The following is a 26,069-nucleotide window of genomic DNA, read 5'->3' on the forward strand; positions in this document are numbered from 1 at the left end:
TTAAGTAAAATATAACGAATTAGTATCCCTTTCCAGATAAAGCTGTAACAGGCGAGGAACGGCATAGTCGCTGATAGTGTCTGCCGGGATTTCGAGGTAAGGCTGTAAGCCTTCCGGTTGCTTCTCGGTTTCTATCTTGTAGAAGCTGGCATAAAGTATTTGATGAGAGAGCACATGTTTTATTCCTGATAGTTCAACGGATACGGAGAGGTTTCCAGCGTCTTTCAGTAGTTGTTTGAAAGCATCTGTCTCTTGTAATTGGGCGAAGTCCAGTGGCTGCTCTGTTTCTATCATCGGGAATTCATACAGACCTTTCCATATATCCTTGCCAGAGCGGCGGTTTAGCCAGATCTTGCCTTCGTGTATTATGTGCAGGTAGTGGAAGTAGCGGTTTCTCGTCTTGGTTTTGTTTTGCTTTACGGGGTATGCTTGTGGCGAACCGTTGGCATATCCGAGGCATTTAGACTGTAACGGGCAGACAGCGCAATCCGGACTTTGCGGTACGCATTGAAGGGCGCCAAACTCCATGATCGCCTGATTATGCAAACCGGCCTTTTCCGGATTCATAACCGAACTAGCCAAATCTGTAAAGGCTTTCTTTCCTTTGCCTGTGTCGATGGGAGTATCCAATGCAAAGAGGCGGGCCAGCACCCGAAATACATTTCCATCTACTACCGGATAAGGCTTGTTCCACACGAAAGAGACAATCGCAGCAGCTGTGTACTCTCCAATTCCCTTTAGCGATAATACATCTTTATATTCCGTAGGGAATTCCCCGCCAAAGCGTTCCATTACCTGATGGGCGGCGGCATGTAGATTGCGTGCCCGGCTGTAATAGCCTAACCCTTGCCAGTATTTGAGCACTTCGTCTTCTTCCGCCTCAGCCAGGGAGCGAACGTTAGGGAAACGCTCGGTGAAACGCAGGAAGTAGTCTAAGCCCTGCGCTACACGCGTTTGCTGCAATATAATTTCGGAGATCCAGATCAGATACGGATCATTCAGGCTTCGCCAAGGGAGGTCTCTTTTATGCTTTTGATACCAGGCGATCAGAATGTCGCTGATTTCCATTACAAACCTTTGGCTTTCGCTTCGTCCCAGATCTTATCCATTTCTTCGAGCGACATATCCTTTAGCGGACGTCCTTCTTTGATGGTATGATCTTCTAGGTAGTTAAAGCGGCGGATAAACTTCTGATTGGTACGCTCCAACGCATTATCGGGATTTATCTTGTACAGGCGGGCAGCGTTGATCAGACTGAAGAATAAATCGCCAAATTCGTTCTCCATTTGGTCGGCATCCACCTGGTCTATCTCGGCTTTCAGCTCGTTAAACTCTTCCTGTACCTTATCCCATACCTGTTCGCGCTGCTCCCAGTCGAAACCCACATTGCGGGCTTTGTCCTGGATGCGGTGCGCTTTTACTACGGAAGGCAGTCCGGCTGGGACTCCTTCCAATACGGTTTTATTCCCGCCTTTTTCTTTCAGTTTGATTTGTTCCCAGGACTGCTCTACCTGTTTGCTAGTATCCGCAGTAGCATCGCCAAATACATGCGGATGACGGAAGATCAGCTTTTCGCATATGGCATCGCAAACCGATTTTATATCAAAAGCTCCCTTCTCCTCTCCTATCTTTGCGTAAAAAGTAATGTGCAACAGCAAATCGCCCAATTCTTTCTTGATCTCTTCGTTGTCATCACGAATAATGGCATCGCAAAGCTCATAGGTTTCCTCTATGGTGTTGGAGCGGAGACTTTCGTTGGTTTGTTTTCTGTCCCACGGGCATTTCACTCTCAATTCATCTAAAACATCCAGTAGTCGACCAAAGGCTTTCAACTGTTCTTCGCGGGTATTCATCATTTATTCTTTTCCTTTCAATCTATAATTAGCTAGTCCGTCTTGCAGGAATTTTACATATTTGGAAACATTCTCGTCATATGCATACGAGGGACCTAAGGGCTGACCTTCGTTATCCAGCAATACGTAGAAGGGTTGTGCATTGGCTCCGAACTTGCTGCGTTGCAGGTAGCTCCACTTGTCGCCTATCGTTTTCAGCTTGCGCGTTTTGCCATGCTCTTCTATTTCTATTGTTTGCGGAAGCTTTGTTTTATCATCCACGAAGAGGGTTATCAGTACGTAGTCTTTCTCCAGCAGTTGTTTTACTTTGGGATCTGTCCAGACGGAAGCTTCCATCTTTCGGCAGTTCACACAACCAAAACCGGAGAAGTCAATCATGACCGGTTTGCCCGTCCGCTTGGCATAGGCCATACCCGCTTCGTAATCATCATATGGTGCATGCACTTCGCTTTCGTACAGATTAAAATCCTGCGTATACAAAGGAGGAGCAAAAGCACTGATAGACTTCAGCGGCGCACCCCACAAGCCCGGCACCATATACATAGCAAAGCCAAAGGATATGATAGCCATAAACAAACGGGGAACAGATACATATTTCAGGTCGCTATCGTGTGCAAACTTAATCTTGCCCAACAGATACAAACCAAGCAATACAAAGATCACAATCCATAACACAAGGAATACCTCACGGTCGAGGATACGCCAGCCATACGCCAGGTCGGCAACGGAAAGGAACTTAAGCGCCAAAGCCAGTTCAAGGAAGCCCAATACCACCTTAACAGAGTTGAGCCAGCCGCCGGACTTAGGCATACTTTGCAGCATATTGGGGAAGATAGCAAATAAGCTAAACGGTATAGCCAGCGCAAGAGCGAAGCCAAACATACCAATCGCCGGACCGGCTACACTACCCATCGTAGCGGCCTGCACCAGCAATGTCCCGATAATAGGCCCCGTACAAGAGAAGGAAACCAATACCAGGGTAAAGGCCATGAAGAAAATACTGATCAGCCCGGTAGTAGAGTCGGCTTTGCTATCCAGTTTGTTCGTCCAGGAAGCAGGCAATACCATTTCAAATGCTCCGAAGAACGAAACGGCAAATACCACCAATAACAGGAAGAACAGTATATTGAATATCGCATTGGTAGACAAATCATTCAACGCACTAGCTCCGAACACTCCGGTAATAATCAAGCCCATCGACAAGTAAATAATAATAATGGCCAATCCGTACAGGATAGCATCTTGTATGGCTTTCCTTCGGTTGTTCGTACGCTTCAGGAAGAAGCTCACCGTCATCGGAATCATCGGCCACACACAAGGAGTAAGCAATGCGATCAAACCACCCAGAAATCCCGCCAGGAATATAAAGATCCACGAAGTATCCGTAGCTGACAGTGTAGCGTCGCCATAACTCTTCATTTCGTCGATAACAGGAGCCCAGAGGTCTACATCTTCTGTCAGTTTATCTGATACGGCAGAAGTCTGTACAGGCTTGGATGCATAGACCGGCGTTTCCGCAGCTACGGGGTTTTCTTCTACGGAAGTAGCATCCGGCTCTTCAGTCGCAGGCTCTGTATTTACCGTACCGGACGCCACATCAGTCATTGTTATATGTTTGCTGTCAAAAGCGAACTCTTCCCTATCGGGAGGCAGACAACTTTCATCGTCACAAGCCATAAATTCCACTTCGCCTGCCAGTTTGAATTTCTTCGCATCTGTTACTTTAAACTTCTGTACGAAAGTGACACTTCCACCATACCAGCGCAAGTCCATAGCAAACAACTCATCGTAAACGGAAGTTGGCTTAACGGAAGCAACAGGTTTCCCTATCAGTTCTGCTCCTGTCAGCGTTTCAAAAGTAAAAGAGGTAGACACCGGTCCACCGGCAGGCAGATCCATGTCGTATAAATGCCAGCCTTTATCCATAGTAGCGGTAAAAGCAATTTCTTTCTCGGGAGTACCGGTGTCCAGCAGATTGATTTTCCATTTCACCGGTGTCATAATTTGCGCTTGGGCAGCAATCGTTATCAGCGTTAAAGCAAGAATATTCAAAAACTTTTTCATCCGGGTAATCATTATATTTGTGAAAAGATCATACAAAGATAATGTCATTCATTGACAGTTGGTAATTTTTTTATTGTTTTTCTTTGTTTAAACAGCATCCTTCTTTCTAAATGACACTTCGTACTATTTTGTTCATTTAGTTATTATATTTTATGCTTTTCACACCTGTGAAATAAACTTTTTACACCTGTGAAAAAGAAATATCACAACTGTGAAGTATTCTTTTCACAGCTGTGATATGTACAAAAGTTAAGTGCAAAACAACAAAATCAAAGCACTACTACATCAACGTTTGCCAATGGGTACGTATTCCTGCTCGTCCAAAATATTCTTGTATGCCGGACGGATAATTCGTTTGCTCTTGAATATCAATTCTTCTATGCGATGGGCTGTCCAGCCTACGATACGCGACATAGCAAATAGCGGCGTATAGATTTCCTGTGGCAAGCCAATCATCTCATACACAAAGCCGGAATAGAAATCTACGTTAGACGATACCCGTTTCTTTGTTCCTTTATAATTGGCGAAACAGTCAATCGCCCGTTCTTCCAGCAGCTCGAGGAAAGCAAACTCTTTCTCGCGTTTTTTCTCTTTCGCCAGATCGCGAGCCATTTCCTTCAGCAACAAGGCACGCGGGTCTGAGATGGTGTATACGGCATGACCTATCCCGTAAATCAAACCGGTTTTGTTGTACACCTCTTTATTGAGCATACGCATGAAGTAAGCATCTATTTCGCTCTTGCTTTTCCAGTCTTTAATATTCTCCTTCAGATGGTTGAACATATCTACTACCTGGATATTCGCCCCTCCGTGCAACGGGCCCTTCAGCGAGCCGATACCGGCGGCAATAGACGAATAAGTATCCGTACCCGACGAACTTGTTACGCGAACCGTAAATGTAGAGTTATTCCCCCCACCATGTTCTGCCTGCAACACCAGTAACAAGTCCAACGTACGCGCATCCAGTTCGGTATAGTCGCGTTTCAGCATATACAGGAAGTTCTCTGCAATAGACAAGGTTTCGTCCGGATGGCGGATGTGCAACGACCGACCGTGGGTGCTGTGGCGATAAATATTATAGGCGTAAGCAATGATAGTAGGGAACTTGGAAATCAATTCAATTGACTGACGCATTAAGTTGTCGGGAGAGGTATCGTCAGGGTTAGAATCAAAGTTATACATTTCCAATACGCTACGTGCCAAAATATTCATGATGTTTTGGCCTTCCAGATCAATAATATTCATCTTTGTTTTCTGCTCCAGAGGCATATTATCGTTAATAAGCTCTTTAAAGCCTTCCAGGTCTGTCTTATGAGGCAATTCACCCGATAACATCAGATAAGCCACCTCTTCGAAACCAAAACGCTTTTCAGCGATCAGGGCATGCACTAGGTCTTCAATATCATAGCCCCGATAATACAATTTGCCGGGAATGGCATTCAGTCCGCCCTCCGGCAAACGCTCATAGCCCACTACATTCCCTATTTGTGTTAGCCCAACCAATACCCCTGTTCCGTCTTCGTTTCTTAAACCACGTTTCACATTGTATTGGGTGAACAGGTCGTTATCAATCTTGCAGGTAGTCTTTACAGACTCCGACAACTTATAAATCAAATACTCTTTTTTCATATAATTTAGTCTTTAGGTAATTAAAGTAACCCAATGATAGTTTCACCAAATTGTTTGGTGCCAAGAGATTTACCGTGTGGCATAAAGCGAGCCAGATCGTGCGTGGCTTCGCCGTTTACAAATGTTTTCTCCATAGCCGACATTATCATATCCGCAGCCTCATTCCAGCCAATATATTCCAGCAGCATGACCGACGACAGCAGCAATGAAGAAGGATTAACAACATCTTTCCCCGCAATATCCGGAGCCGTACCATGTGTTGCCTCAAAGATGGCATGCCCACTCTGATAGTTAATATTGGCTCCCGGAGCAATACCGATACCGCCTACCATGGCAGCCAACTGGTCGGAGATATAATCGCCGTTCAGGTTTAAGGTAGCAATAACCGAATACTCCTCAGGGATAAGCAATGTGTTTTGCAAGAAAGCATCGGCTATAACATCTTTTATAAGGACTTTACCTGCTGCATCAGAAGGGTCGGTAGTGGTTTGATCCGGAAACTCACGCGCCGCCAGAGCGTATCCCCACTGCTTGAAACCTCCTTCCGTAAACTTCATGATATTCCCTTTGTGAACAAGCGTAACACTCGGTAGTTTATTAGCCAGAGCATACTCGATAGCCGAACGAACCAATCGTTGCGTTCCTTCTATAGACACCGGTTTTACACCAAAAGAGGAAGTTTCGGGGAAACGTATCTTCTTCACTCCCATCTTGTCTGTCAGAAACTGTAAGAACTTAGCAGCTTCGGGCGTTCCTTGCTGCCATTCGATTCCGGCATAAATATCTTCGGTATTCTCACGGAAGATAACCATATCTACCTTCTGAGGTTCTTTTATCGGAGAAACGACTCCTTTAAACCAGCGAACCGGACGCAGACACACGTACAAGTCCAAGGTTTGCCGAAGCGCTACGTTCAACGAGCGGATCCCCCCGCCAATAGGCGTTGTCAACGGCCCTTTGATCCCTACAACATATTCGGTAAAAGCAGCCATCGTTTCGTCCGGCAGCCAGCTCCCCGTCTGATTAAAAGACTTCTCGCCCGCCAACACTTCCATCCACTCAATCGCCCGCTTTCCACCATAAGCCTTAGACACCGCCGCATTCACAATACGCTGACAAACCGGAGTAATCTCCGCCCCTACGCCATCTCCCTCTATATAGGGTATCGTTACCTGGTCGGGAACCAATAGCTTTTCGTTTTCTTTTACTATCTTCATAATACTACTATTTACTAAGGTAATTTAATGCTGATCCCGCTTTATACCATTCGATTTGCAAATCGTTGTAGGTGTGATTTACGTTAAATGAGTCTTGTGTCCCGTCGGCATGGTAGAGGATAACAGACAATGGTTCACCCGGTTTGAACGTTTGTATGCCAATGATGGAGATATGATCTTCTTCGCGCACCTTGTCATAATCATTCTTATTGACAAACGTAAGCGCCAACATGCCCTGCTTCTTGAGGTTTGTTTCATGGATACGGGCAAAGCTCTTCGCCAGAATAACCTTTACATTCAGGAAACGGGGTTCCATCGCTGCGTGTTCACGAGAAGAACCTTCGCCGTAGTTTTCTTCGGCGACTACAATGGAGGACTTTCCTTTTGCCTTGTATTGTTTGGCAACAGCAGAAACAGCCTCATATTCACTGTTCAGTTGATTCCATACGGAGTTCGTTTTACCGTTAAAGGCATTCACAGCCCCCATCAACATATTATCGGAGATATTTTCCAGATGTCCCCTGAAACGGAGCCACGGGCCGGCCATCGATATATGATCGGTAGTACATTTTCCTTCGGCTTTTATCAGCAAAGGCATATCGACAAGGTCGTCCGGATTGGCAGGAGGGAAAGGCTGTAATAGCTGCAAACGTTCGGAATCCGCTTTAACATGAATCTCTACTTTTCCATCACCGGGCGCCAGATAGCCATTATCTTTCACATCAAATCCATTGGGTGGGAAATCAGCTCCTTGCGGTTCCTTTAGTTTTACTTCGCGTCCGTCTGAGGTTTTCAATGTATCCGTCAGCGGATTAAAGCAAAGATCGCCTGCAATGGTAAGTGCCATCGTGAGCTCGGGTGAGGCAACAAACGCATGCGTATTTGGATTGCCGTCGGCTCGCTTCGCGAAATTCCGGTTGAAAGAAGTCACAATCGAGTTCTTCCGGTTATTATCATCGGTATGACGTTTCCACTGACCAATACAAGGCCCGCAGGCATTAGCCATAATCGTAGCGCCGATCTTTTCGAAGTCACCAATCATCCCATCCCGCTCGGCCGTATAACGAATCTGTTCCGAACCGGGATTGATTATCAAAGGAGCCGCAACTTCTATCTGGTCTTCCAATGCCTGACGGACAATGGACGCCGCACGGCTCAGATCCTGATAAGAAGAATTGGTACAAGAGCCGATCAATCCGACCTCCATCTGCTGCGGATAGCCATTCATCCTAACTTTAGCTGCAAATTCGGAAATAGGAGTTGCTGCATCAGGCGTAAACGGCCCGTTGATATACGGTTCAAGCGACGTGAGATCAATATGGATTACCTGGTCATAGTATTGTTCGGGGGATTCGATCACTGCCTGATCTGGTTGCAGATAAGAAGCTATTCCTTCTGCCCAAGCGGCTACTTCCGCTCGTCCGGTCTGTCGAAGATAGACCGACATGGAATCGTCGAACGGGAAGATAGAGGTAGTAGCTCCCACCTCAGCCCCCATATTACAGATAGTGGCCTTTCCTGTAGCCGAGAGCGATGCAGCTCCGTCGCCAAAGTATTCGATAATGGAATTAGTCCCGCCTTTCACCGTAAGTATCCCGGCTAATTTCAGGATAACATCCTTTGGAGAAGCCCAGCCACTCAGGCGACCGGTCAGATGCACTCCGATTAATTTCGGTAGCTTCAGCTCCCACTCCATCCCGCTCATCACATCCACAGCATCGGCGCCACCTACGCCAATAGCTATCATCCCCAAACCTCCGGCATTAGGCGTATGCGAATCTGTCCCTACCATCATACCGCCGGGGAAAGCATAATTCTCTAATACTACTTGATGGATGATACCCGCTCCGGGCTTCCAGAATCCGATACCATATTTATTGGAGACAGCTTTCAGGAAATCATATACTTCACGATTGTTGTTTGTTGCCGTATCAATGTCTTCTTTTGCACCGATGTAGGCCTGTATCAGGTGGTCGCAGTGGACGGTTGCCGGAACGGCTGATTTGGTTTTTCCGGCATTCATAAATTGCAATAAGGCCATCTGTGCAGTAGCATCCTGCATGGCCACCCTGTCCGGGCGAAAGTTCACATAATCTTTACCTCTCTCATATACTCCGGGAGCATTCACATCATATAAATGCGCATATAAGATTTTTTCTGATAAGGTCATCGGATGATTGATCCGTTTCCGTACACTTTCAACTTTATCGGCAAACTGCGAATAGAAGTCTTTTAGCATTTCAATGTCATGCGTCATGGTTATCTAAGTTTATATTGTTGGTTTCTCATGCTCTATATACAAGTGCCACAAACAAATATAAGCAATAATAAAGCTTTTAATGTTCGATATTTTCTATCGAATCATAGAGTTTTTCTATCGTACGGTTATACTTCGCCGGCAATTATCTGCTACAAATAAGTATTTCCCTATATATAATAAACGCAAAACGATGTTTTTTTGTTCATTACATATAGGGAAATAACACCTTTTCTATTATGAAAATTACAAATTCGGATTAATCGATTTCCACTCTTTTGTTGGAGGAATAACACCTGATTTGATGAGCTCATCTCTCAAATCACACAAGTGTATATAGCTTTGCTGTAATTCCTGCACCTCTTCCGGCAGGCCTTTCACAGCCTGATAAAACACTCCGTTCTTATCAAGCCGGGTTTCCATAGCCATCATGATGTTCGAGTATTCACCATTCGACACATATACTCCTACCGGCCAATCAAACGCCTGCCCACCCATGACCGCTTGTATCATTTCCAACGACAGATATGCCGGGCTTTGGAAGGAAGAGCGTCCTCTTAATTCTATAATTCGTTTCCCTCCTTGTATGACTCGTTCTTTAATACCTTCCCATTCTTTATGAGTGAGAGCCGACGTGCCTATCAAGCTATTCAAGGGTTTTCCGTCTACACTAGCCGTAGAAGAAAATACTGCCATTTGCTCCCCATGTCCTCCATATGTCCTGCAATTTACTATTTTATCGGGATGGATATTAAAGTGTTTGGCCAATTCGTTTCTCAGCCTTGTACTGTCTAAAGCAGCAAGAGTCGATACTTGCGACGGGTTCAAGCCCGAATAGAGCAAAACCAACAGTCCAGTTATATCAGCCGGATTGAATATCACGACAACATGCTTTACATCCGGACAGTATTGTTTAATGTCTTTTCCGAACTGTATGGCGATTTCCGCATTTCCTTTCAACAGGTCTTCACGCGTCATACCTTCTTTACGTGCCGCTCCTCCGGAGGTAATAATGTACTTGCTGTTTGCCAATGCTTCTTTGATATTACTTGTATAAGTAATGTTTACTCCTTTGAATCCACATTGCAACAGCTCTTCTGCCACACCCTCCAACCCTTTGGAATAAGGATCGTATAAACAGATATTAGAAGACAATCCCATTAGGATAGCAGACTGAGCCATATTAGAACCGATCATGCCGGCGGCACCGACAATCGTTAACTTTTCAGATGTAAGAGTTTTCATATCATTTTATATTACATAATTAAAACTATTAATATAACATAGACCTAGCCTTTTTGTTCAAATACAATACAACAACAAGGTTTGGTATTAAAAAACAATAAATACTTGTCATACATAAATGTTATTTGTATTTTTGTGTAAGAGATATTTCAAACTATGAAAGATTTACATCAAAACTCCAAACACTTGCCATTTCAAGATGATATATTCGATATAACAGCTGGATTCAAACATTATGAAGTAGTGGATAATAGTTTTTTTGATGGCAAAAACAAAGAATTCAACCATCTGATATTTATATTAGAGGGAAAACTAAATGTGTGTTATAACGAATATTTGAATAATAATATAAACGAAATGCATTTTTTCCTGATTCCAAAATCTTCGGAAATATCAATCAAAGCGCTTTCACCTTGTAAGCTCATTATCTGCTCCTTCAATTCGCTAAAAATCATACTCACCAAAGTATCTCAAAACTATTGGAACTCCGATTCAAAAGAAGAATATATATTCAGACCTCTTCCAATACACTATGCATTAAGAGATTTCCTACATCAGATGGTTCGATACATCAAAAATGGAATGGACAGCCATTTAATGGATGAAATTAAGTTTCTGGAACTATTTTTGCTACTAAAAAAGTATTACAGCAAAGAAGAAATGTCTAACCTGTTTCACCCTATCTTAGGTAAACTTCCAGGTTTTAAAGACAAAATATTACAGAATTATAAAAATGCAAATAATGTGGATGAGCTTGCCAAGCTAGTAGGAATGGGAAGAACAAACTTTGATATCAAATTTAAAACAGAGTTTGGAATGCCCCCACTACAATGGATGTTAAAGCAAAAAGCAAAATTCGTATGCTTTAGCATGTCAGAACCGGGTAACACACTCAGTGACATTATGCAAAAGTATAATTTCAATTCTCCGACTCATCTAAACCGGTTCTGCAAACAGCAATTCGGCTGTACCCCTTCCGAATTAATGAAAAGATTGGGTGAAAAGGAATAAAATCCGCACTTTATATGTAAATTTGTACTTTGATCCAATGTTTTAAACAATACAATGTATAAATATCTTCTTTTACCAATCATATTCTGGATAGTTTTTACATCATGTAGCAATGATGAATATCCTCCCCAGGAAACGCATAAACGAACAGTTATCGTTTATCTCGGACGTGACAATAATCTGAACGGAGAATCCGAAGATAAGCTCAAATATATGCTGGAGGGCTGGAACGGCAAAAACGGAAACCTTATCGTCTTCCAAGATATAATAGGCGAAAACTCCAGTCTGCTGGAAGTATATCGTGAAAACGGTATCAATCAGAGCAAAGTTGTTAAAGAGTATGAGAATGAGAACTCTGCCGACCCGGATGTACTCAACCGGGTAATCAACGAAGCCATATCAAGATATCCGGCAGACTCCTACGGGCTTATATTTTTCTCTCATGCGTCAGGCTGGCTACCTCAGTCCACCCTTAGCTCCCCGCGATCGCTTGTGATAGATAATACGTCCGGTAAAGATGAAATGGAGTTGATCGATTTTGCGGCTGCTATCCCTGACGGACTCTTTGACTTTATCGTTTTCGAGGCTTGTTTCACCGCCGGAATAGAAGTCGCATATGAACTGAGAAACAAAACAGACTATCTAATCGCCTCATCTGCAGAGATACTCTCTCCCGGATATCAAAAGATATATACTACGTCTCTGAACTATCTTTTTGAAAAAGAAGCCAAGCTGGAAGCTTTCACTAAAGACATCTATAACTTGGTTAGCACAGGCAATGCCCATTATGAATCCGGAACCTTTAGTCTGATTAAAACATCCGGTCTGTATGAGTTGGGAACTTTTCTGCGTGAAAGCATAGATAGAGAGAAAATAAACTCTGTAAATATATCTGACATTCAGCATTTCGACAGGTATTCGTATCGTCTGTTCTTCGATTTTGAAGATTATTTTTCCCGTATTCTGAAAGATGACGCATCGCCATTAACGCTAAAATCGTTAATAGCAGATTGTATCCCCTACAAGGCAGCTACACCTTCTTTTCTGGTTAATTATTCGGGATTCAATATTAACCTACACTCCGGTTTAACTACTTATATCGAACAAGAACGCTTTCCGTACCTGAATACAGAATATAAAAAGCTAGCTTGGTATAAAACTGTTTTGTCTGCAGAATGAATGACATTGAATTATATAGAGCTACTGTCTTTGACTATAATCAGATCGCTGAGTTATGGGAAGCATCTGTCCGGGCCACACATCACTTTCTGTCTGAAGAAGATATCTTATTTTTCAAGGATGCTGTATTGAGGGTTTATCTACCTACTGCCAAACAGTTGTTTTATATCAAAAATGAAGCGGACTGCATTATCGCATTTCTGGGAATTGAAGATAAAAACATCGATATGTTATTCATCCATCCGTCTGAAAGAGGAAAAGGATATGGTAAATCGTTGGTATCTTTTGCTGTACATAAGTATCATATAGAAACAGTTGACGTTAATGAGCAAAACGAACAGGCTGTAGGATTCTACAAAAAACTTGGGTTTAAAGTAGTCAGCCGGGATGAGTTTGATAGTGCAGGAAAGCCCTATCCCATCCTGCACATGCGGCTTCCTCTCAGAAAATGGATACAATTATGGAAATAAGAAAAACAGAGCAACACCCTTTAGGCTTTTTCTTACCCGAGAACACAAAGCTATTGATGCTGGGGAGTTTTCCGCCTCAGAAGATACGTTGGTCAATGAACTTTTACTATCCGAACTTCCAGAATGATATGTGGCGTATCATGGGGCTTATATTTTATTCCGACAAGAATCATTTTGTCGACGTTTCCGGAAAAGCATATAACGAAGCAAAGGCAAGAGCTTTTTGCCATGAGAAAGGCATCGGGCTTGGAGATACAGCTCTGGAAGTTATCCGCTTAAAGGATAATGCCTCTGACAAATTCCTGGAAGTTGTTACTCCTATCAACCTGAAAGAAGTCTTGGATAAAGTTCCCGAATGTGAAGCTATTGTTGTAACCGGGCAAAAGGCAATGGACACGCTCGTATCTATCCTCCCGTTGAAAGAACCGAAAGTAGGATTCCACTCATCTTGTTATTATCATGAGAGAGACCTGAAAGTGTACCGAATGCCCTCCTCATCACGCGCCTATCCAAAACCATTATCCGAAAAAGCCGAAGATTACAAAAAGATGTTTCTCGAGCTAAATATTATTCCTTAATCACAATTATTTATACATTTGTAGGCTTTATAAACCTATATGATACTAATTGCAGACAGTGGCTCCACAAAAGCCGAATGGTGTATTGCCCACAAGGGAGTACTTATCAGGCAGGTATTCACTGCGGGAATCAATCCCTATTTCCAAAACAGAGACGATATAGACAGGGAAATCAGGCAAAACCTTCTACCTTTTATAAAAGGGATCCCTATCGAGGCTGTTTTCTTTTACGGAGCCGGCGTATTGCCGGAAAAGAAACAAATCATTACTGATACTCTTTCCTCTTTACTAAAGGTTCCGGCAGAGGCAGAAAGTGACCTCTTCGGTGCTGCCCGCGCCTTATTCGGAAAAGAAAGTGGCATTACCTGTATACTGGGTACGGGCTCCAATTCTTGCTTGTATAACGGGACAGAGATCGTAAAGAACGTATCCCCTCTTGGTTTTATCCTGGGAGATGAAGGAAGTGGTGCGGTTTTGGGTAAATTACTGGTGGGAGATTGCTTGAAAAAGCAATTACCGACTCATTTGATTGATAAGTTTTTGCAACAATTTCAACTCTCTCCGGCAACTATATTAGAGCATGTTTACAGGCAACCGTTCCCCAACCGTTATCTGGCTTCCCTTTCTCGTTTTTTGCTGGAAAACATATCCGAGCCAGATATCTACAAGCTTGTCTACAACAGCTTCAGGAGCTTTTTTATCCGAAACGTCATGCTTTATGAAGGCTACGCCGAATATCCTGTTGCGTTTACCGGATCGATCGCGTTTCATTACCGGCAGGTATTGATAGACGCAGCAGAATCTCTATCAATACAAATCAGTCGGATCGAACGGACTCCCATGCCGGGACTACTACGTTATCACGCATAAACAAAAAAACATGACATTCCAAAAAATAACAGAATCAGAATCTTTATACAACAACCTGGATCAAAAGTCTGTACATGAACTATTGGAATGCATGAACGACGAAGACCAGAAGGTAGCCCTGGCTGTCAGAAAAGAAATACCTAAAATAGAACAACTGGTAAACGAGATTGTCAAACGCATGAAATGTGGAGGACGCATTTTCTATCTGGGTGCCGGAACCAGTGGACGATTGGGGGTATTGGATGCTTCCGAAATCCCACCCACATATGGGATACCTGATAACTGGGTTATCGGACTGATTGCTGGAGGTGATACAGCCCTCCGGAGTCCTGTTGAATCAGCAGAAGATGATACGGATAAAGGATGGCAGGAGTTGGTAAATCTACATATCAACACCAAAGATACAGTAATAGGCATAGCTGCATCAGGCACTACCCCTTATGTTATTGGCGCTCTTCGAAAAGCCAAAGAGCATAACATATTGACAGCTTCCATATCGTGCAATCCGGATTCTCCTATGGCTGCCGAAGCAGATATAGCCATAGAGCCACTTGTTGGACCTGAGTTTGTAACAGGAAGTACACGCATGAAAAGCGGGACTGCTCAAAAGATGGTCTTAAATATGATCACTACTGCAAGTATGATCAGACTGGAGCGCGTTAAGGGAAATAAAATGGTTAATATGCAATTAACCAATCAAAAACTGATAGAAAGAGGTACTAAAATGCTCATGGAAGAGCTACATATCGGCTATGATCAAGCTAAACGCTTATTGTTACTGCATCATTCTGTACAGAACGCCATCGACTCATTCAGGAAAGAATAGACGGATAAGATGTGCCAGTTGTGGGATCAAGGCTGATTTTCCGTCATTATAAATCACATAATCGGCACGTTCCTTTTTCTCTTCATCCGGCAATTGATTATTTATTCGGCGTATTATATCTTCGCGTGAGGCTTTATCACGTTTCAAAGTCCGTTCAATTCTTAATTCCAAAGGTGCATATACCATCAGGGAGAAATCGACGGAACGATCAAAACCTGATTCAAAAAGAATCGCTGTTTCTATTACACAAAGAGACGTTTTGCGACTGGCTGCCCACTCCAGGAAATGCCGATTTACTACCGGATGGATAATGCGGTTAACCAGTTTCAGTTGTTCCGGATCATTAAATATGATAGAAGCCAGGCGTTTTTTATCTATTCCGCTGTCCAGATAAAGGTCTTCCCCATACAGAACTGTTAGTTCATTTCGTATCTGAGGAGAGGTATTCGTCAGCTGCTTGCTTTCCGTATCTGCGATATAAACAGGAACGCCCAGCACCTGAAACAGGTCGGCTATGATAGACTTTCCGCTCCCGATTCCGCCTGTCAAACCTATCTTAATCATTCGATGAATTTTGTTCCAGTATAAATTCTATTGAGTCGGGGGCAAGAGACACCCGGTCTACCCAGTCCGGCTTTCTAGTCAGTATAACCGGTAGCATACCGGATATATTCTGTTCCAGGTCTGCCAAAGATATTTCTACGGAAAATTCTTCTTCCGTTAACTCCTTAAAACGCGAAAGCGGCACACTACAGGTCACTTTCACAACAGCGGGGAACATCCGGATTGTATATAAAGAAGGTACATGAACACTATTTACAGGTATAGAAAGTGTTTTTTCCGTAAATTCCTCAATGGATATGGTTACAGATACACTTTCCAGATTCAGGGCTACACCATTCGGTTTTTCCAGTTGCACCTTTTTGTTGATAGTTTTAAGTCCTTTCTTTATTTCCGTATATACGGTCTTTATGGATGTCAAAGTATCTAACACCGCTTCTGTGGCATACACCTTCACTCGTGCCGGTTCCAGCATCACATCATCCGATACCTGGAAACCGGGCTCGGTACGCACCGAACCATTAAACACAACCGGTAGTTCTTTGTTTTGCAATTTACTGTAAGGAGCTTGGATTTGCTGGGGGTTGAAGCTCAGCAAGCTCGTTGTAGCTATTAAGTGTTTGGTTATGGCAGCCTCAATATCCTTTGCAGGATATAGAAGTATCCCGCTCTTGGCCGACAACTCTTTTGCATCTATTTCTATCGAAGATATCTTCTTGGTTAATTTATAATTCAGCAAGACACTACCTTTGTCTCTTATCCGGATAACGATTTCCGAAGGAGGTGTTTGTACAAAAGCGACATCCTGGGGTACATTATTATAATGTACGGGAATAGACACATGTACTTCATAATCTTCCTGCATGCTTTGCAGCACCCAGAAACAAAATGAAAGAATCACAAATAACAAAAAGATTAAAATTTCTTTCCACTGATAACGGCGCAAAAAGATTTTAATCTTCCTGTATACAGACTTGAAGGATTGTTGTATGTTTTCAAGTCGTTCCATCTGGTTTTAAATTATTTTTGTTGCATGTCTTCCGGCGATGCGTAAACAGAAGACTTATCAATACGGATACGTACACCGTCTGTTATTTCAACCACCATATAGGTGTCGGATATTTCCTTTATTCTCCCGTAAATACCACCGGCAGTAACTACCTTGTCTCCGGGTTTCATGGCTTCACGGGCCTTTTGAATATCTTTTTGCTTTTTCTGCTGGGGACGGATCATGAAAAAATAAAAAATGGCAACAATAACTACCATCATCAGGATACTGGAATAAGGAGATCCTCCACCTGCAGCCGGAGTTTGTAACAAAATACTTAATACGTTCATATCTTATACATTTTTATAATTCTGAGATCGAGATATCTGCAAAAATAAATATAATAATCAATCTTTAAACAATACCTTCTCTTTTTTTAACTCCGCCACGATAGAATCCAGCACTCCATTAATAAATGTACCACTTTTGGGTGTACTGTAGTATTTTGCGGTGTCAATATATTCATTCAAACTAACACTAATGGGAATTGAAGGAAAAGTAATGATTTCCGCTATAGCCAATTGCATAATAAACAAATCCATATTGGCTACCCGTTCTGTTTCCCAGTTTTTCGTATGCTTGTCGATACGGCTACGGTATTCCTCTCCGTGCAATACGGCATCCCTAAACAGTTTCACAGCAAAAGACCGATCCTCCTGATCTTTAAACATCGGCAATAATGGTTGATGGATACCTTCTGCTTCTTCAAAGCGCTTGATCGTCTTCAGCGCAAATGTTTCCACTATTTCAATATCATCATTCCAGTAAATACTTTTATCCTCCAGATAATCAACAACCTCATCACTTCCGCAAATAACCCGCTTAAAAGCTGCACGCCAGAATTCCTTATCCTCTTCATACGAATCCTCCGTACTCTTCATATATTCGGCATATACATCCGAAGTAAGAATCATATCCAGCAGGCTCTTTATAAAGTCCTGATCATTGGCCCATGATATCTTATTTTCCGAAACATACTTTTTCAATGCCTCATTATCTGCCAGTTGAAGGATGAAGCGGTTATTAACAAACTTCATGTTCGGATTCAAATCCTCTTCAGTCGGACGATATTTATGCTTTTTATTGTCCAAAAGGCGATCCTGAAGCCGAGTAACTTCAATAATCAATAGAAGAAAATAGTGATATAAATCATAGGATTTTTGCAAGCTAAACAGTAGCTCATTTTCCGCAACTTTTAGATCGTTTGTTCCGTTTTGATAGTAGGCGTATAATATCTGTAGAACTTTAATACGGATTAATATTCTGTTAATCATCGTTTGAAGGAACTTCTTTGTTTTGTCATTAATAAAATCAAGTTGCAAAGGTAATAATTAAAATGAAGAATAAAGAATGAAGAATGAAGAATTCTTTCAAAACTGTATGGCGTATTATGACTAGCTGACGGGCTGAAAAAGGGGGGAAATTTCAACAATCCATACACCACTGTATATTAAAGGATTACAACAGGACGAAAATTGCAGCCATCCTTTTGAAAAATCGCATGCATGCGTTTTCGGAATTGCATGCATGCGTTTTCACAAACACATGCATGCAATTTTTTTCGGTTACCCATAGTGCAAAATTCTTTCTGGCGGGGGAGTTGCTTTATTAAAATTGCTTTCGTACATTTGCAATCCACCAAAATAGCAAGGATGAAACAATATTTGGAATTGCTCGATAAGGTATTGAAGGAAGGTGTAAAAAAGGAAGATCGGACAGGTACAGGCACATTAAGTATTTTCGGACATCAGATGCGCTTTAACCTGGAGGATGGTTTCCCTTTGCTGACTACCAAAAAACTACATTTGAAATCAATTATATATGAGCTTATCTGGTTCCTGCAAGGAAACACCAATGCAAAATACCTGCAGGAGCATGGCGTAAGGATATGGAATGAATGGGCCGACGAAAACGGAGAGCTCGGACATATTTACGGATACCAATGGCGTTCGTGGCCGGACTATAAAGGCGGTTCTATCGACCAGATAAGCCAGGTGGTAGAGATGATTAAACATACTCCCGATTCCCGGCGAATGATCGTCAGCTCATGGAATGTAGGGGATCTGGAGAATATGAATCTGCCCCCTTGCCATGCATTCTTTCAGTTTTATGTAGCCAACGGGCGTCTGAGCCTGCAAATGTACCAACGTAGCGCCGATATATTTCTGGGAGTACCCTTTAATATAGCCTCGTATGCTTTGTTGTTGCAAATGATGGCCCAGGTAACCGGATTACGTGCCGGAGACTTTGTTCACACCCTGGGTGATGCCCACATATACAGTAATCACCTGGAACAGGTACAACTACAGCTAACCCGCGAACCGAAAGCACTTCCCTCAATGGAAATTAACCCGGAAAGAACCAGTATTTTCGATTTTGTTTACGAAGATTTCAATCTGGTTGGCTACGATCCGCATCCACACATTAAAGGCGTGGTAGCGGTATAATTCAAGCGAATACAAACTATCTCTAAATTGTAAGAATATGAGTATAATTTCAATTATTACAGCAGTAGACGAAAAGAACGGGATCGGAGGAAAAAACAAGCTATTATGGAGCTTGCCTTATGATATGCAACGTTTTAAAGGAGCAACTACGGGACACGCCGTTGTGATGGGACGTCGCACATTCGAATCCTTACCAAAAGGGGCACTGCCCAATCGTAAAAACATTGTACTAACCACTTTACCCCCGGAAAGCTTTATTGATGTATTTGTGTGTAACTCTATGCAAGACGCTATTGAGTTATGTGAAAAGGAAGATGAGATATTCATGATCGGTGGAGCTATGATCTACAAGGAATCGCTCCCTTTGGCCGACAAGCTATACCTTACCCGTGTGCATCATGTATTTGAAGATGCCGACATATTCTTCCCCGAAATTAATTTTGACGAATGGATAGAAATAGAAGAAGAGCGTGAATATCACCCTGCCGACGACAGACATGCACATGCTTATACCTTCCATACATACCTTCGCAAGAAATAAAAAGTAACAATACGAGAGAGTAAGAAGAAAGAACTCCGCATCAAGTGGAGTTCTTTTATTGTTAATTAACTGCCTGTTTACGTTTTTTTACCTTTTATTTGTATCTATAATAACATACAAATTGTTTTGTTTTAAACGAAATTGAACGAAAATATGAATGTCCGGATTATTATAGCAGTAACCGTTATGCTATGCAGTAGCATTTTATCTTCAGCCACATCTGCGGCACGAATCTCAAACAACAGTACAACAATGGAACAGATTACCGACAACAGTACCCCTCCCCTGTTCATTAAAAATCTGATCAGCCAGATGAAAGAACGAAAGGAAGTAGATGAAGACATCTTCCCTTCCCTGATCGATGAAATTAATTCACATATAAAGCAGATGAGCAACGACCCGATATCCGTTGCCATATTACATTCCATGTCTGCCGAAATGTATAACACATATTACCAGCAAAACCGCTGGCGGATAGACAGAAGAACACCTATACAGGGATATATCCCCGAAGATATACGGGAATGGACATCCAATCTGTTTACCCAAAAGATAAAAGAAGAACTGGAAGCCTCTTTGCAACCGGTTAGTGAGCTACAGAGAATTCCGGCTACAGCATTTAAAGAAATACTGAAAACCGGGAAAGATTCCCCTGCCTTGCGCCCTACCCTATACGAGCTTCTCGCCTATCGGGCAATTGATATTCAGCCTGTCGAGTCCATATATAAAGAGTTATTGACTTATCTGGCAAAGAAGCATTACCAGAAATCAACGGTATTGGCCGAGTTAAATTACCTGCAAAGCCAATACACCCGGACGTACCAACAAGCGGAACAAGACAAATACGAGGCTTCGATAGACAGTTTGCTGGCTATCCATGCTGACGAAGACTATTCGGTAGAGATCGTAGCTGCCAAATTAAACTTGCTACAAAATAAAACCTATCGTTCTGCATCGCCCGATTCTATCCAGGATGCGGCCTATCGCTTGTGCAAAGAAACAATCGCCCGCTACCCGAAGTATGAACGGATAGGCATTATTACGAACAGGCTTGCAGAAATGGAAGAAGCCCGGATTCAGAGCCAAGGCAACAGTACGGTTTATCCCGGACAAAACCTGGAACTAAAGCTGACTTACACCAATATACCCAAGATAACAATAAAAGTGTACAAAAGCCTGAAACCTATTATAGATAAGAATCTCTCATACAGTGAAAACAAAGAAAACACATTGGGAGAATTCGTAAAGGAAGTTAGCTTTCCGCTACAACCCAAAAACTCATACGCAAGCAATGATACAAGCCTGCAGATCCGGATGGATGCACCCGGACTGTACGAGTATGTAATCACTGTTCCCGGAAAAGAACTAAAAATCAGTAATCCGTTTAGTGTTACCCGTCTGGCTTCTGCATCCCGCACAACTGTTCCCGGGAAAACAGAGATACTGGTAACAGACTATCAAACAGGTAAACCTATTCATCAATCAACCGTTAATTATTATACACGTACCTCCGGGAAATACGTTAAAAAAGGCAGTATCAAAACAGATAAAGACGGTTTAGGCGTTTTACCCAACAGCAAAGATATTGCGGCTTATCAGGTCAACACCTCCGGTGATGAATCTTCTTTTATTACCTCTGTTTACACCGGAAGGAGAATAGGAGATGAAGATGCTACCAGAACCGAAGTAGTATTACTAACAGACAGAGGCCTCTACCGCCCCGGTCAAACCCTTTATTTTAAAGGTATCGCCTACAAGAATGACAGAGATAACCCACAGGTTGTGCCTAATAAGTCGTTTAGTGTAAGCCTGAGGGATGCCAACTATAAGGAAATAAGCAACAAGACATTTACTTCAAACACCTTTGGCTCTTTTACAGGAGAATTTACCTTGCCGCAACAAACACTAACGGGAACATTTACCCTTCAGACAGATAATGGCTCGGTATCGGTACAGGTAGAAGAGTACAAACGCCCTACCTTTAAGATAGACCTGCTTCCAGTAAAAGAAGAGATTGCTTTCGGCGACGAGGTTACGATACAGGGGAAAGCGCAAACCTTCTCCGGTGTTATGTTACAAAGTGGAGAAATAACATACCGGATCGTAAGAGCCCCCTTCTGGTTCCGGGTATTCTACGACAACTACAACGAGGAGCAGGTAGCTGAAGGAAAAGCTTTGCTAAACAGTGACGGTACCTTCTCTTTTTCCTTCCGGCCGGAAAAGAGCGAACAATCCTTCCCACTGACCTTCAATAGCTACAATATAACTGTAACGCTGACTGACAGTAAAGGTGAAACACAAGAAGCTAGATCAACGGTTTCAGTAGGTGACAGAAGTATCATTCTTCAAGCCGAAATGAAAAGCCAGCTAGAGAAAGAATCTCCCGGAATAAAAGTGAAAGCTATAACACTAAACGGCGAAGAGGTACAAACAGAAGGAACATATACGATTTGTACACTGGACGATACGAAAAAAGAAAACGTATATAAAGAAGGAAAGGAAGTAGCACACGGCACTTTCTCTACGAGAAAAGCCTTTGACAAAAACATATTTGCTCGCGTACCCTCCGGACGCTACAGGATATGCCTGACAGCCAAAGACAGTAAAGGACGCACCATTACCGAGCAACAAGACTTCATCTTATACAGCAAACAAGATAAACGCCCTCCGGTATTCTCGCACATATGGATGCTGGAAGAAAACACAACTTGCTTACCGGGTGAAGATGCTAAGATCATATTCGGAACTTCGGATAAGAATGTATATGTATTATACGAGTTGATTACGAATAAGCAGGTAATCTCACGGGAGCGCCTGGAACTTAGCAATGAGGTTAAAACGTTCAACATCCCGTTCAAAGAAAGTTATGGAGATGCCGTGACTGTTTCCTTTACGTTTATAAAAGAAGGTAAGCTATATAATCAACTATCTTTTATTCGTAAAAAACTCCCGAACAAGCAACTGACAATTAAACCGGAGACATTCCGCGACCGCCTGTTACCGGGAAGTTCGGAAAGCTGGAAGTTCCGTATTCTGGGAGCAGATTCTCTGGCTGTACCTGCGGAAATTTTGGCAGAGATGTATGATGCATCCTTAGATAAGATTATGCCTTTTGCCTGGACATTCGCACCGTCTTACTATCCGGTATTGAACTACAGTCGCTTTACAGAAAGTGATCGCTTCCGGTATCGTTCCGGCTATAGTTCTCAACAAGTAAAATATGCTACAGTACCAGAGTTCGCTTACGACTATCTGGACTGGCAAGGGCTTCTGGACTTTGCGCGACTTGAAACACTCTCCGGTGCTGCACCCAGTATGCGCTCCATGAATCAATATGCTAAATCTGCAGATATGGCAGATGATATGGTATTGAATGAAGCAGTTGTTGAACAAGATGCAGAGAGTGGAGGCATGCCAGTTCCGGGACAAGGACAAGGAAAAGGAGTAAACAGCCCTTCTTCAGATTTGCAGATACGGACAAACTTCAACGAAACAGCCTTCTTCTTCCCTACCTTGCGGACGGACAAGGATGGCAATGTAACCGTAAATTTCAATATTCCGGAGAGCAATACCACCTGGAAACTGCAAACTTTGGCTCATACGGCAGACTTGCAGTATGGACTACTGACCAACGAAGTAATTACGCAAAAGCCATTGATGGTGCTTCCGAACCTCCCGCGCTTTGTGCGAAGCGGTGACGAGCTTACGATCTCTACCCAGGTAATGAACCTGTCGGACAAAGAAACCTCCGGAGTAGCTCGCCTGGAACTATTTAATCCGGTCAACGAGCAAGCGATGGCGTTTTCGGCAAATGCTCAACAGCCCTTCGCTTTAAAAACAGACGGTACAACAGCTGTATCCTGGATCGTAAACATCCCCGAAGGCATCGATTTACTGGGTGTTCGTATCATTGCTGAATCCGAAGCCGGCAGCGATGGCGAGCAGCACCTGCTACCTGTGTTACCGAATGAAGTATTAGTAACGGAAAGTACGCCTTTCTACCTATTGGAAGAAGGTGAAAAACAAATACGCCTATCAGGTAACACAAACAGTGGTAAGCCTTATGCCATGACATTGGAATACAGCAGCAATCCGGTATGGTATGCCGTTCAGGCACTGCCTACAGTTACTCAACCCACGCATGATAATGTGGTATCGTGGTTTGCCTCCTATTACAGCAGCACGTTGGCCTTGTCTATTGCTCAGTCTAACCCGCGCATCAAGCAGATCATCGAGCAGTGGGCAGCACAAGGAAACACGGCTTCTACACTCTTGTCTAATCTGGAAAAGAACGAAGAGTTAAAGAACGTATTACTGGAAGAAACTCCTTGGGTAATGGAAGCGAAGAACGAAACCGAGCAAAAACAACGCCTGTCGTTACTGTTCGACACAAACCGTACCACTCAGATACGCGAAGCTGCCCTCCGGGTATTACTGGAACAGCAACAGGAAGATGGAGGCTGGGGCTGGTATAAAGGCTTCTATCCCGACCGGACAATTACCCTCTTTATCCTGGATGGTATGACACAACTAGTGCGTTTAAGCGCTGTACAATACGGACAAGAAGAGAAAGAAATGCAAATGAAAGCCCTGCGCTATCTGGATAGCAGTATACAAAAGGATTATGAAATGCTGATGAAAGCAAAGATGAGCTCTAAAGACCATCAGCCTTCACCCACGCAACTGGACTTCCTGTATGTGAGAAGCCAATACCGGGATATTCCTGAACTGGGAAGCGCACGCGAAGCCATCCGCTACTTCACCAACCAGGCAGAGAAACATTGGGAGAAAGCCTCGCTGTTAGGAAAAGGCAAGACCGCTCTATTAATGCACCGGAACGGAAAGAAAGAGGTAGCCAACAAAATACTTACCTGGCTGCGCAAAACAGCAACTACCACAGAAGACAAAGGTATGTACTGGGCAAACAACAAGAGGGAAAATAACTACTTTGTATCTCCGGTAAATGTGCATTGCCTGTTGATGTCTGTCTTCCACGAGATTAATTCCAACACAAAGGAAACAGACAAGATGAAACAATGGCTGCTTAACCAGAAAAGGACACAGAACTGGGGTTCTGCCCCCGTAACGCTGGATGCCATTTATAGTATTCTGGCTACCGGAAGCGATTGGCTTACCGACAGCAACACCTCCGTAATCCGCTGGGGAGACAAAACACTCAACCCATCAGACGGTGAGCTGGCTACAGGATACGTAAAAGAAACAGTAAATGGCAAAGAAATCACGCCTTCCATGCGTACGGTAACTGTAAAGAAAAAAGGGAAGGCACCAGCTTGGGGAGCGCTTTATCACCAATATTTTGAAGCAATCGACAAGGTAAACAAACAAAAGGGAGTGCTTAATGTTGAGAAGAAACTGTTTATTGAAAGTAACAGCGGAACACAAAGGCAGATTACTCCCGTTACAGATGCTCAACCACTTCGCAAAGGAGACAAGGTAATCGTACGACTGACAATACGGACGGACCGCGACTTGGACTATGTCTACCTGAAAGACCTCCGGGCCGGCTGCTTTGAACCCGCCGACCAGCTTTCTGGAATCATGTTCCGCGACGGATTGTTGTATTATCACGCACCAAAAGATGTGTCGGAAAACTTCTACTTCGACCATCTGCGTGCCGGTACTTACGTGCTGGAATATCCAGCCTACGTTTCCCGCAGCGGTCAATACAGCGGTGGCTTAGCTACCATACAATGCTTATATGCTCCTGAATTCGTATCACATACGGAGGGAACAGTTATACAAGTAAATGAATAGTGATGAATGAAGAATGGCGAGTGGAATATTCTTTATTATTCATTCATCATTCTTCATTTGTATTTTATTATTAACTTTGCAATGTGAATGCTTAACAAAAAGAGTGAAAGATGAAACAGGTTATTTTTATTTTTATGGCCATTCTGTTAGGAACAGGAACAATTTTGGCACAAGACGGAGGAGCTTCTATCTCATTGACTGAAAATTCATATGATTTCGGTTCTATTAAAGAGGCTGACGGTTTAGTAACCCATACCTTTACCGTAAAAAACGACGGTGACGCGCCCTTAGTGATTACCCGTGTAATTGCATCTTGCGGATGTACATCTCCACAATGGACAAAAGAACCTATTGCCCCGGGACAAACCGGAGAAGTAGAGGTCACATTCAACCCAAAAGGACGTCCGGGCCCGTTCTCTAAATCCGTATCCATTTATAGTAATGGAAAGACTGGAAGTTATGCTGTAACAATCCGGGGAGAAGTCATCTAAATATTAC

The 26,069-nt window shown here is 43.0% G+C and carries 21 protein-coding genes; 10 read left to right on the forward strand and 11 right to left on the reverse strand.

Features of this window, described 5'->3' with window-relative positions:
- From mutY to M2470_RS16270, 7 genes are all read right to left on the reverse strand, one after another.
- Nucleotides 1-1,068 carry an A/G-specific adenine glycosylase gene (mutY, locus tag M2470_RS16240; RefSeq protein ID WP_280746058.1) on the reverse strand — a complete coding sequence of 356 codons (1,068 nt, stop codon included), beginning with the start codon at nucleotides 1,066-1,068 and terminating at the stop codon, nucleotides 1-3.
- On the reverse strand, nucleotides 1,068-1,853 hold the full coding sequence (mazG, locus tag M2470_RS16245; protein WP_280746115.1) for a nucleoside triphosphate pyrophosphohydrolase: 786 nt from the start codon (nucleotides 1,851-1,853) through the stop codon (nucleotides 1,068-1,070). Before mazG ends, mutY begins: the two co-directional genes overlap by 1 nt.
- A gap of 3 nt (nucleotides 1,854-1,856) precedes the next feature.
- A complete protein-coding gene (locus tag M2470_RS16250; RefSeq protein WP_280746059.1) occupies nucleotides 1,857-3,917 on the reverse strand; it encodes a cytochrome c biogenesis protein CcdA in 2,061 nt (686 codons plus the stop codon).
- A gap of 285 nt (nucleotides 3,918-4,202) precedes the next feature.
- A complete protein-coding gene (locus M2470_RS16255; protein WP_280746060.1) occupies nucleotides 4,203-5,546 on the reverse strand; it encodes a citrate/2-methylcitrate synthase in 1,344 nt (447 codons plus the stop codon).
- Nucleotides 5,547-5,566: 20 nt separating this feature from the next.
- Nucleotides 5,567-6,766, reverse strand: coding sequence for an NADP-dependent isocitrate dehydrogenase (icd, locus tag M2470_RS16260; protein ID WP_280746116.1), 1,200 nt, complete (start codon nucleotides 6,764-6,766; stop codon nucleotides 5,567-5,569).
- A 4-nt stretch (nucleotides 6,767-6,770) separates the two neighbouring features.
- Nucleotides 6,771-9,020 carry an aconitate hydratase gene (locus tag M2470_RS16265; protein WP_280746061.1) on the reverse strand — a complete coding sequence of 750 codons (2,250 nt, stop codon included), beginning with the start codon at nucleotides 9,018-9,020 and terminating at the stop codon, nucleotides 6,771-6,773.
- A 246-nt stretch (nucleotides 9,021-9,266) separates the two neighbouring features.
- A complete protein-coding gene (locus M2470_RS16270; protein WP_280746062.1) occupies nucleotides 9,267-10,265 on the reverse strand; it encodes a malate dehydrogenase in 999 nt (332 codons plus the stop codon).
- Between the two features lie 156 nt (nucleotides 10,266-10,421).
- On the opposite strand from M2470_RS16270, the gene M2470_RS16275 reads away from it, so the two are divergent.
- The 6 genes from M2470_RS16275 to murQ are packed head-to-tail and all read left to right on the forward strand — an operon-like array spanning nucleotide 10,422 to nucleotide 15,199.
- Nucleotides 10,422-11,276 carry an AraC family transcriptional regulator gene (locus tag M2470_RS16275; RefSeq protein ID WP_280746063.1) on the forward strand — a complete coding sequence of 285 codons (855 nt, stop codon included), beginning with the start codon at nucleotides 10,422-10,424 and terminating at the stop codon, nucleotides 11,274-11,276.
- 54 nt (nucleotides 11,277-11,330) lie between these two features.
- Complete coding sequence (locus tag M2470_RS16280; RefSeq protein ID WP_280746064.1) at nucleotides 11,331-12,455, forward strand: clostripain-related cysteine peptidase; 1,125 nt, start codon at nucleotides 11,331-11,333, stop codon at nucleotides 12,453-12,455.
- On the forward strand, nucleotides 12,452-12,925 hold the full coding sequence (locus M2470_RS16285; RefSeq protein WP_280746065.1) for a GNAT family N-acetyltransferase: 474 nt from the start codon (nucleotides 12,452-12,454) through the stop codon (nucleotides 12,923-12,925). Before M2470_RS16280 ends, M2470_RS16285 begins: the two co-directional genes overlap by 4 nt.
- Nucleotides 12,916-13,503, forward strand: a complete 588-nt coding sequence (locus tag M2470_RS16290; protein WP_280746066.1) for a uracil-DNA glycosylase family protein — start codon at nucleotides 12,916-12,918, stop codon at nucleotides 13,501-13,503. The genes M2470_RS16285 and M2470_RS16290 overlap by 10 nt, the downstream gene beginning before the upstream one ends.
- Nucleotides 13,504-13,542: 39 nt before the next feature.
- Nucleotides 13,543-14,373: an ATPase gene (locus M2470_RS16295; protein ID WP_280746067.1), complete on the forward strand. Its 831-nt coding sequence runs from the start codon at nucleotides 13,543-13,545 to the stop codon at nucleotides 14,371-14,373.
- A gap of 10 nt (nucleotides 14,374-14,383) precedes the next feature.
- On the forward strand, nucleotides 14,384-15,199 hold the full coding sequence (gene murQ / locus M2470_RS16300; protein WP_280746068.1) for an N-acetylmuramic acid 6-phosphate etherase: 816 nt from the start codon (nucleotides 14,384-14,386) through the stop codon (nucleotides 15,197-15,199).
- On the opposite strand, the gene coaE is transcribed toward murQ, so the two are convergent.
- Genes coaE through nusB form a run of 4 tightly spaced genes read right to left on the reverse strand, consistent with a single transcriptional unit; the run spans nucleotide 15,182 to nucleotide 18,082 of the window.
- Nucleotides 15,182-15,763 carry a dephospho-CoA kinase gene (gene coaE, locus M2470_RS16305; protein ID WP_280746069.1) on the reverse strand — a complete coding sequence of 194 codons (582 nt, stop codon included), beginning with the start codon at nucleotides 15,761-15,763 and terminating at the stop codon, nucleotides 15,182-15,184. The genes murQ and coaE overlap by 18 nt on opposite strands.
- A complete protein-coding gene (locus M2470_RS16310) occupies nucleotides 15,756-16,769 on the reverse strand; it encodes a YbbR-like domain-containing protein (RefSeq protein WP_280746070.1) in 1,014 nt (337 codons plus the stop codon). The genes coaE and M2470_RS16310 overlap by 8 nt, the downstream gene beginning before the upstream one ends.
- A gap of 11 nt (nucleotides 16,770-16,780) precedes the next feature.
- A complete protein-coding gene (gene yajC / locus M2470_RS16315) occupies nucleotides 16,781-17,098 on the reverse strand; it encodes a preprotein translocase subunit YajC (RefSeq protein WP_280746071.1) in 318 nt (105 codons plus the stop codon).
- Between the two features lie 57 nt (nucleotides 17,099-17,155).
- Nucleotides 17,156-18,082, reverse strand: a complete 927-nt coding sequence (gene nusB / locus M2470_RS16320; RefSeq protein ID WP_280746072.1) for a transcription antitermination factor NusB — start codon at nucleotides 18,080-18,082, stop codon at nucleotides 17,156-17,158.
- A 378-nt stretch (nucleotides 18,083-18,460) separates the two neighbouring features.
- Between nusB and M2470_RS16325 the strand changes: the two genes are divergently transcribed.
- The 4 genes from M2470_RS16325 (at nucleotide 18,461) to M2470_RS16340 (ending at nucleotide 26,062) form a co-directional block, all read left to right on the forward strand.
- Complete coding sequence (locus tag M2470_RS16325; protein ID WP_280746073.1) at nucleotides 18,461-19,255, forward strand: thymidylate synthase; 795 nt, start codon at nucleotides 18,461-18,463, stop codon at nucleotides 19,253-19,255.
- Nucleotides 19,256-19,292: 37 nt separating this feature from the next.
- Nucleotides 19,293-19,796: a dihydrofolate reductase gene (locus M2470_RS16330; protein ID WP_280746074.1), complete on the forward strand. Its 504-nt coding sequence runs from the start codon at nucleotides 19,293-19,295 to the stop codon at nucleotides 19,794-19,796.
- Nucleotides 19,797-19,949: 153 nt separating this feature from the next.
- On the forward strand, nucleotides 19,950-25,571 hold the full coding sequence (locus tag M2470_RS16335) for an alpha-2-macroglobulin family protein (protein WP_280746075.1): 5,622 nt from the start codon (nucleotides 19,950-19,952) through the stop codon (nucleotides 25,569-25,571).
- Between the two features lie 110 nt (nucleotides 25,572-25,681).
- Entirely contained in the window at nucleotides 25,682-26,062 is a 381-nt protein-coding gene (locus M2470_RS16340; protein ID WP_280746076.1) for a DUF1573 domain-containing protein, read from the forward strand.
- Nucleotides 26,063-26,069 lie beyond the last annotated feature (7 nt).

The sequence above is a fragment of the Parabacteroides sp. PH5-46 genome (assembly GCF_029892785.1).
Lineage (GTDB): Bacteria > Bacteroidota > Bacteroidia > Bacteroidales > Tannerellaceae > DFXE01.

Bases quoted from the DNA above. Each gene is read 5' to 3' on its own strand.
- M2470_RS16295 (WP_280746067.1), top strand. From the start codon at position 13,543: ATGATACTAATTGCAGACAGTGGCTCCACAAAAGCCGAATGGTGTATT.
- nusB (WP_280746072.1), bottom strand. From the start codon at position 18,082: ATGATTAACAGAATATTAATCCGTATTAAAGTTCTACAGATATTATAC.
- M2470_RS16335 (WP_280746075.1), top strand. From the start codon at position 19,950: ATGAATGTCCGGATTATTATAGCAGTAACCGTTATGCTATGCAGTAGC.
- murQ (WP_280746068.1), top strand. From the start codon at position 14,384: ATGACATTCCAAAAAATAACAGAATCAGAATCTTTATACAACAACCTG.
- coaE (WP_280746069.1), bottom strand. From the start codon at position 15,763: ATGATTAAGATAGGTTTGACAGGCGGAATCGGGAGCGGAAAGTCTATC.
- M2470_RS16325 (WP_280746073.1), top strand. From the start codon at position 18,461: ATGAAACAATATTTGGAATTGCTCGATAAGGTATTGAAGGAAGGTGTA.
- M2470_RS16290 (WP_280746066.1), top strand. From the start codon at position 12,916: ATGGAAATAAGAAAAACAGAGCAACACCCTTTAGGCTTTTTCTTACCC.
- M2470_RS16270 (WP_280746062.1), bottom strand. From the start codon at position 10,265: ATGAAAACTCTTACATCTGAAAAGTTAACGATTGTCGGTGCCGCCGGC.
- mutY (WP_280746058.1), bottom strand. From the start codon at position 1,068: ATGGAAATCAGCGACATTCTGATCGCCTGGTATCAAAAGCATAAAAGA.
- M2470_RS16265 (WP_280746061.1), bottom strand. From the start codon at position 9,020: ATGACGCATGACATTGAAATGCTAAAAGACTTCTATTCGCAGTTTGCC.
- M2470_RS16280 (WP_280746064.1), top strand. From the start codon at position 11,331: ATGTATAAATATCTTCTTTTACCAATCATATTCTGGATAGTTTTTACA.
- M2470_RS16255 (WP_280746060.1), bottom strand. From the start codon at position 5,546: ATGAAAAAAGAGTATTTGATTTATAAGTTGTCGGAGTCTGTAAAGACT.
- M2470_RS16310 (WP_280746070.1), bottom strand. From the start codon at position 16,769: ATGGAACGACTTGAAAACATACAACAATCCTTCAAGTCTGTATACAGG.
- M2470_RS16250 (WP_280746059.1), bottom strand. From the start codon at position 3,917: ATGAAAAAGTTTTTGAATATTCTTGCTTTAACGCTGATAACGATTGCT.
- M2470_RS16285 (WP_280746065.1), top strand. From the start codon at position 12,452: ATGAATGACATTGAATTATATAGAGCTACTGTCTTTGACTATAATCAG.
- yajC (WP_280746071.1), bottom strand. From the start codon at position 17,098: ATGAACGTATTAAGTATTTTGTTACAAACTCCGGCTGCAGGTGGAGGA.
- mazG (WP_280746115.1), bottom strand. From the start codon at position 1,853: ATGAATACCCGCGAAGAACAGTTGAAAGCCTTTGGTCGACTACTGGAT.
- M2470_RS16275 (WP_280746063.1), top strand. From the start codon at position 10,422: ATGAAAGATTTACATCAAAACTCCAAACACTTGCCATTTCAAGATGAT.
- M2470_RS16340 (WP_280746076.1), top strand. From the start codon at position 25,682: ATGAAACAGGTTATTTTTATTTTTATGGCCATTCTGTTAGGAACAGGA.
- M2470_RS16330 (WP_280746074.1), top strand. From the start codon at position 19,293: ATGAGTATAATTTCAATTATTACAGCAGTAGACGAAAAGAACGGGATC.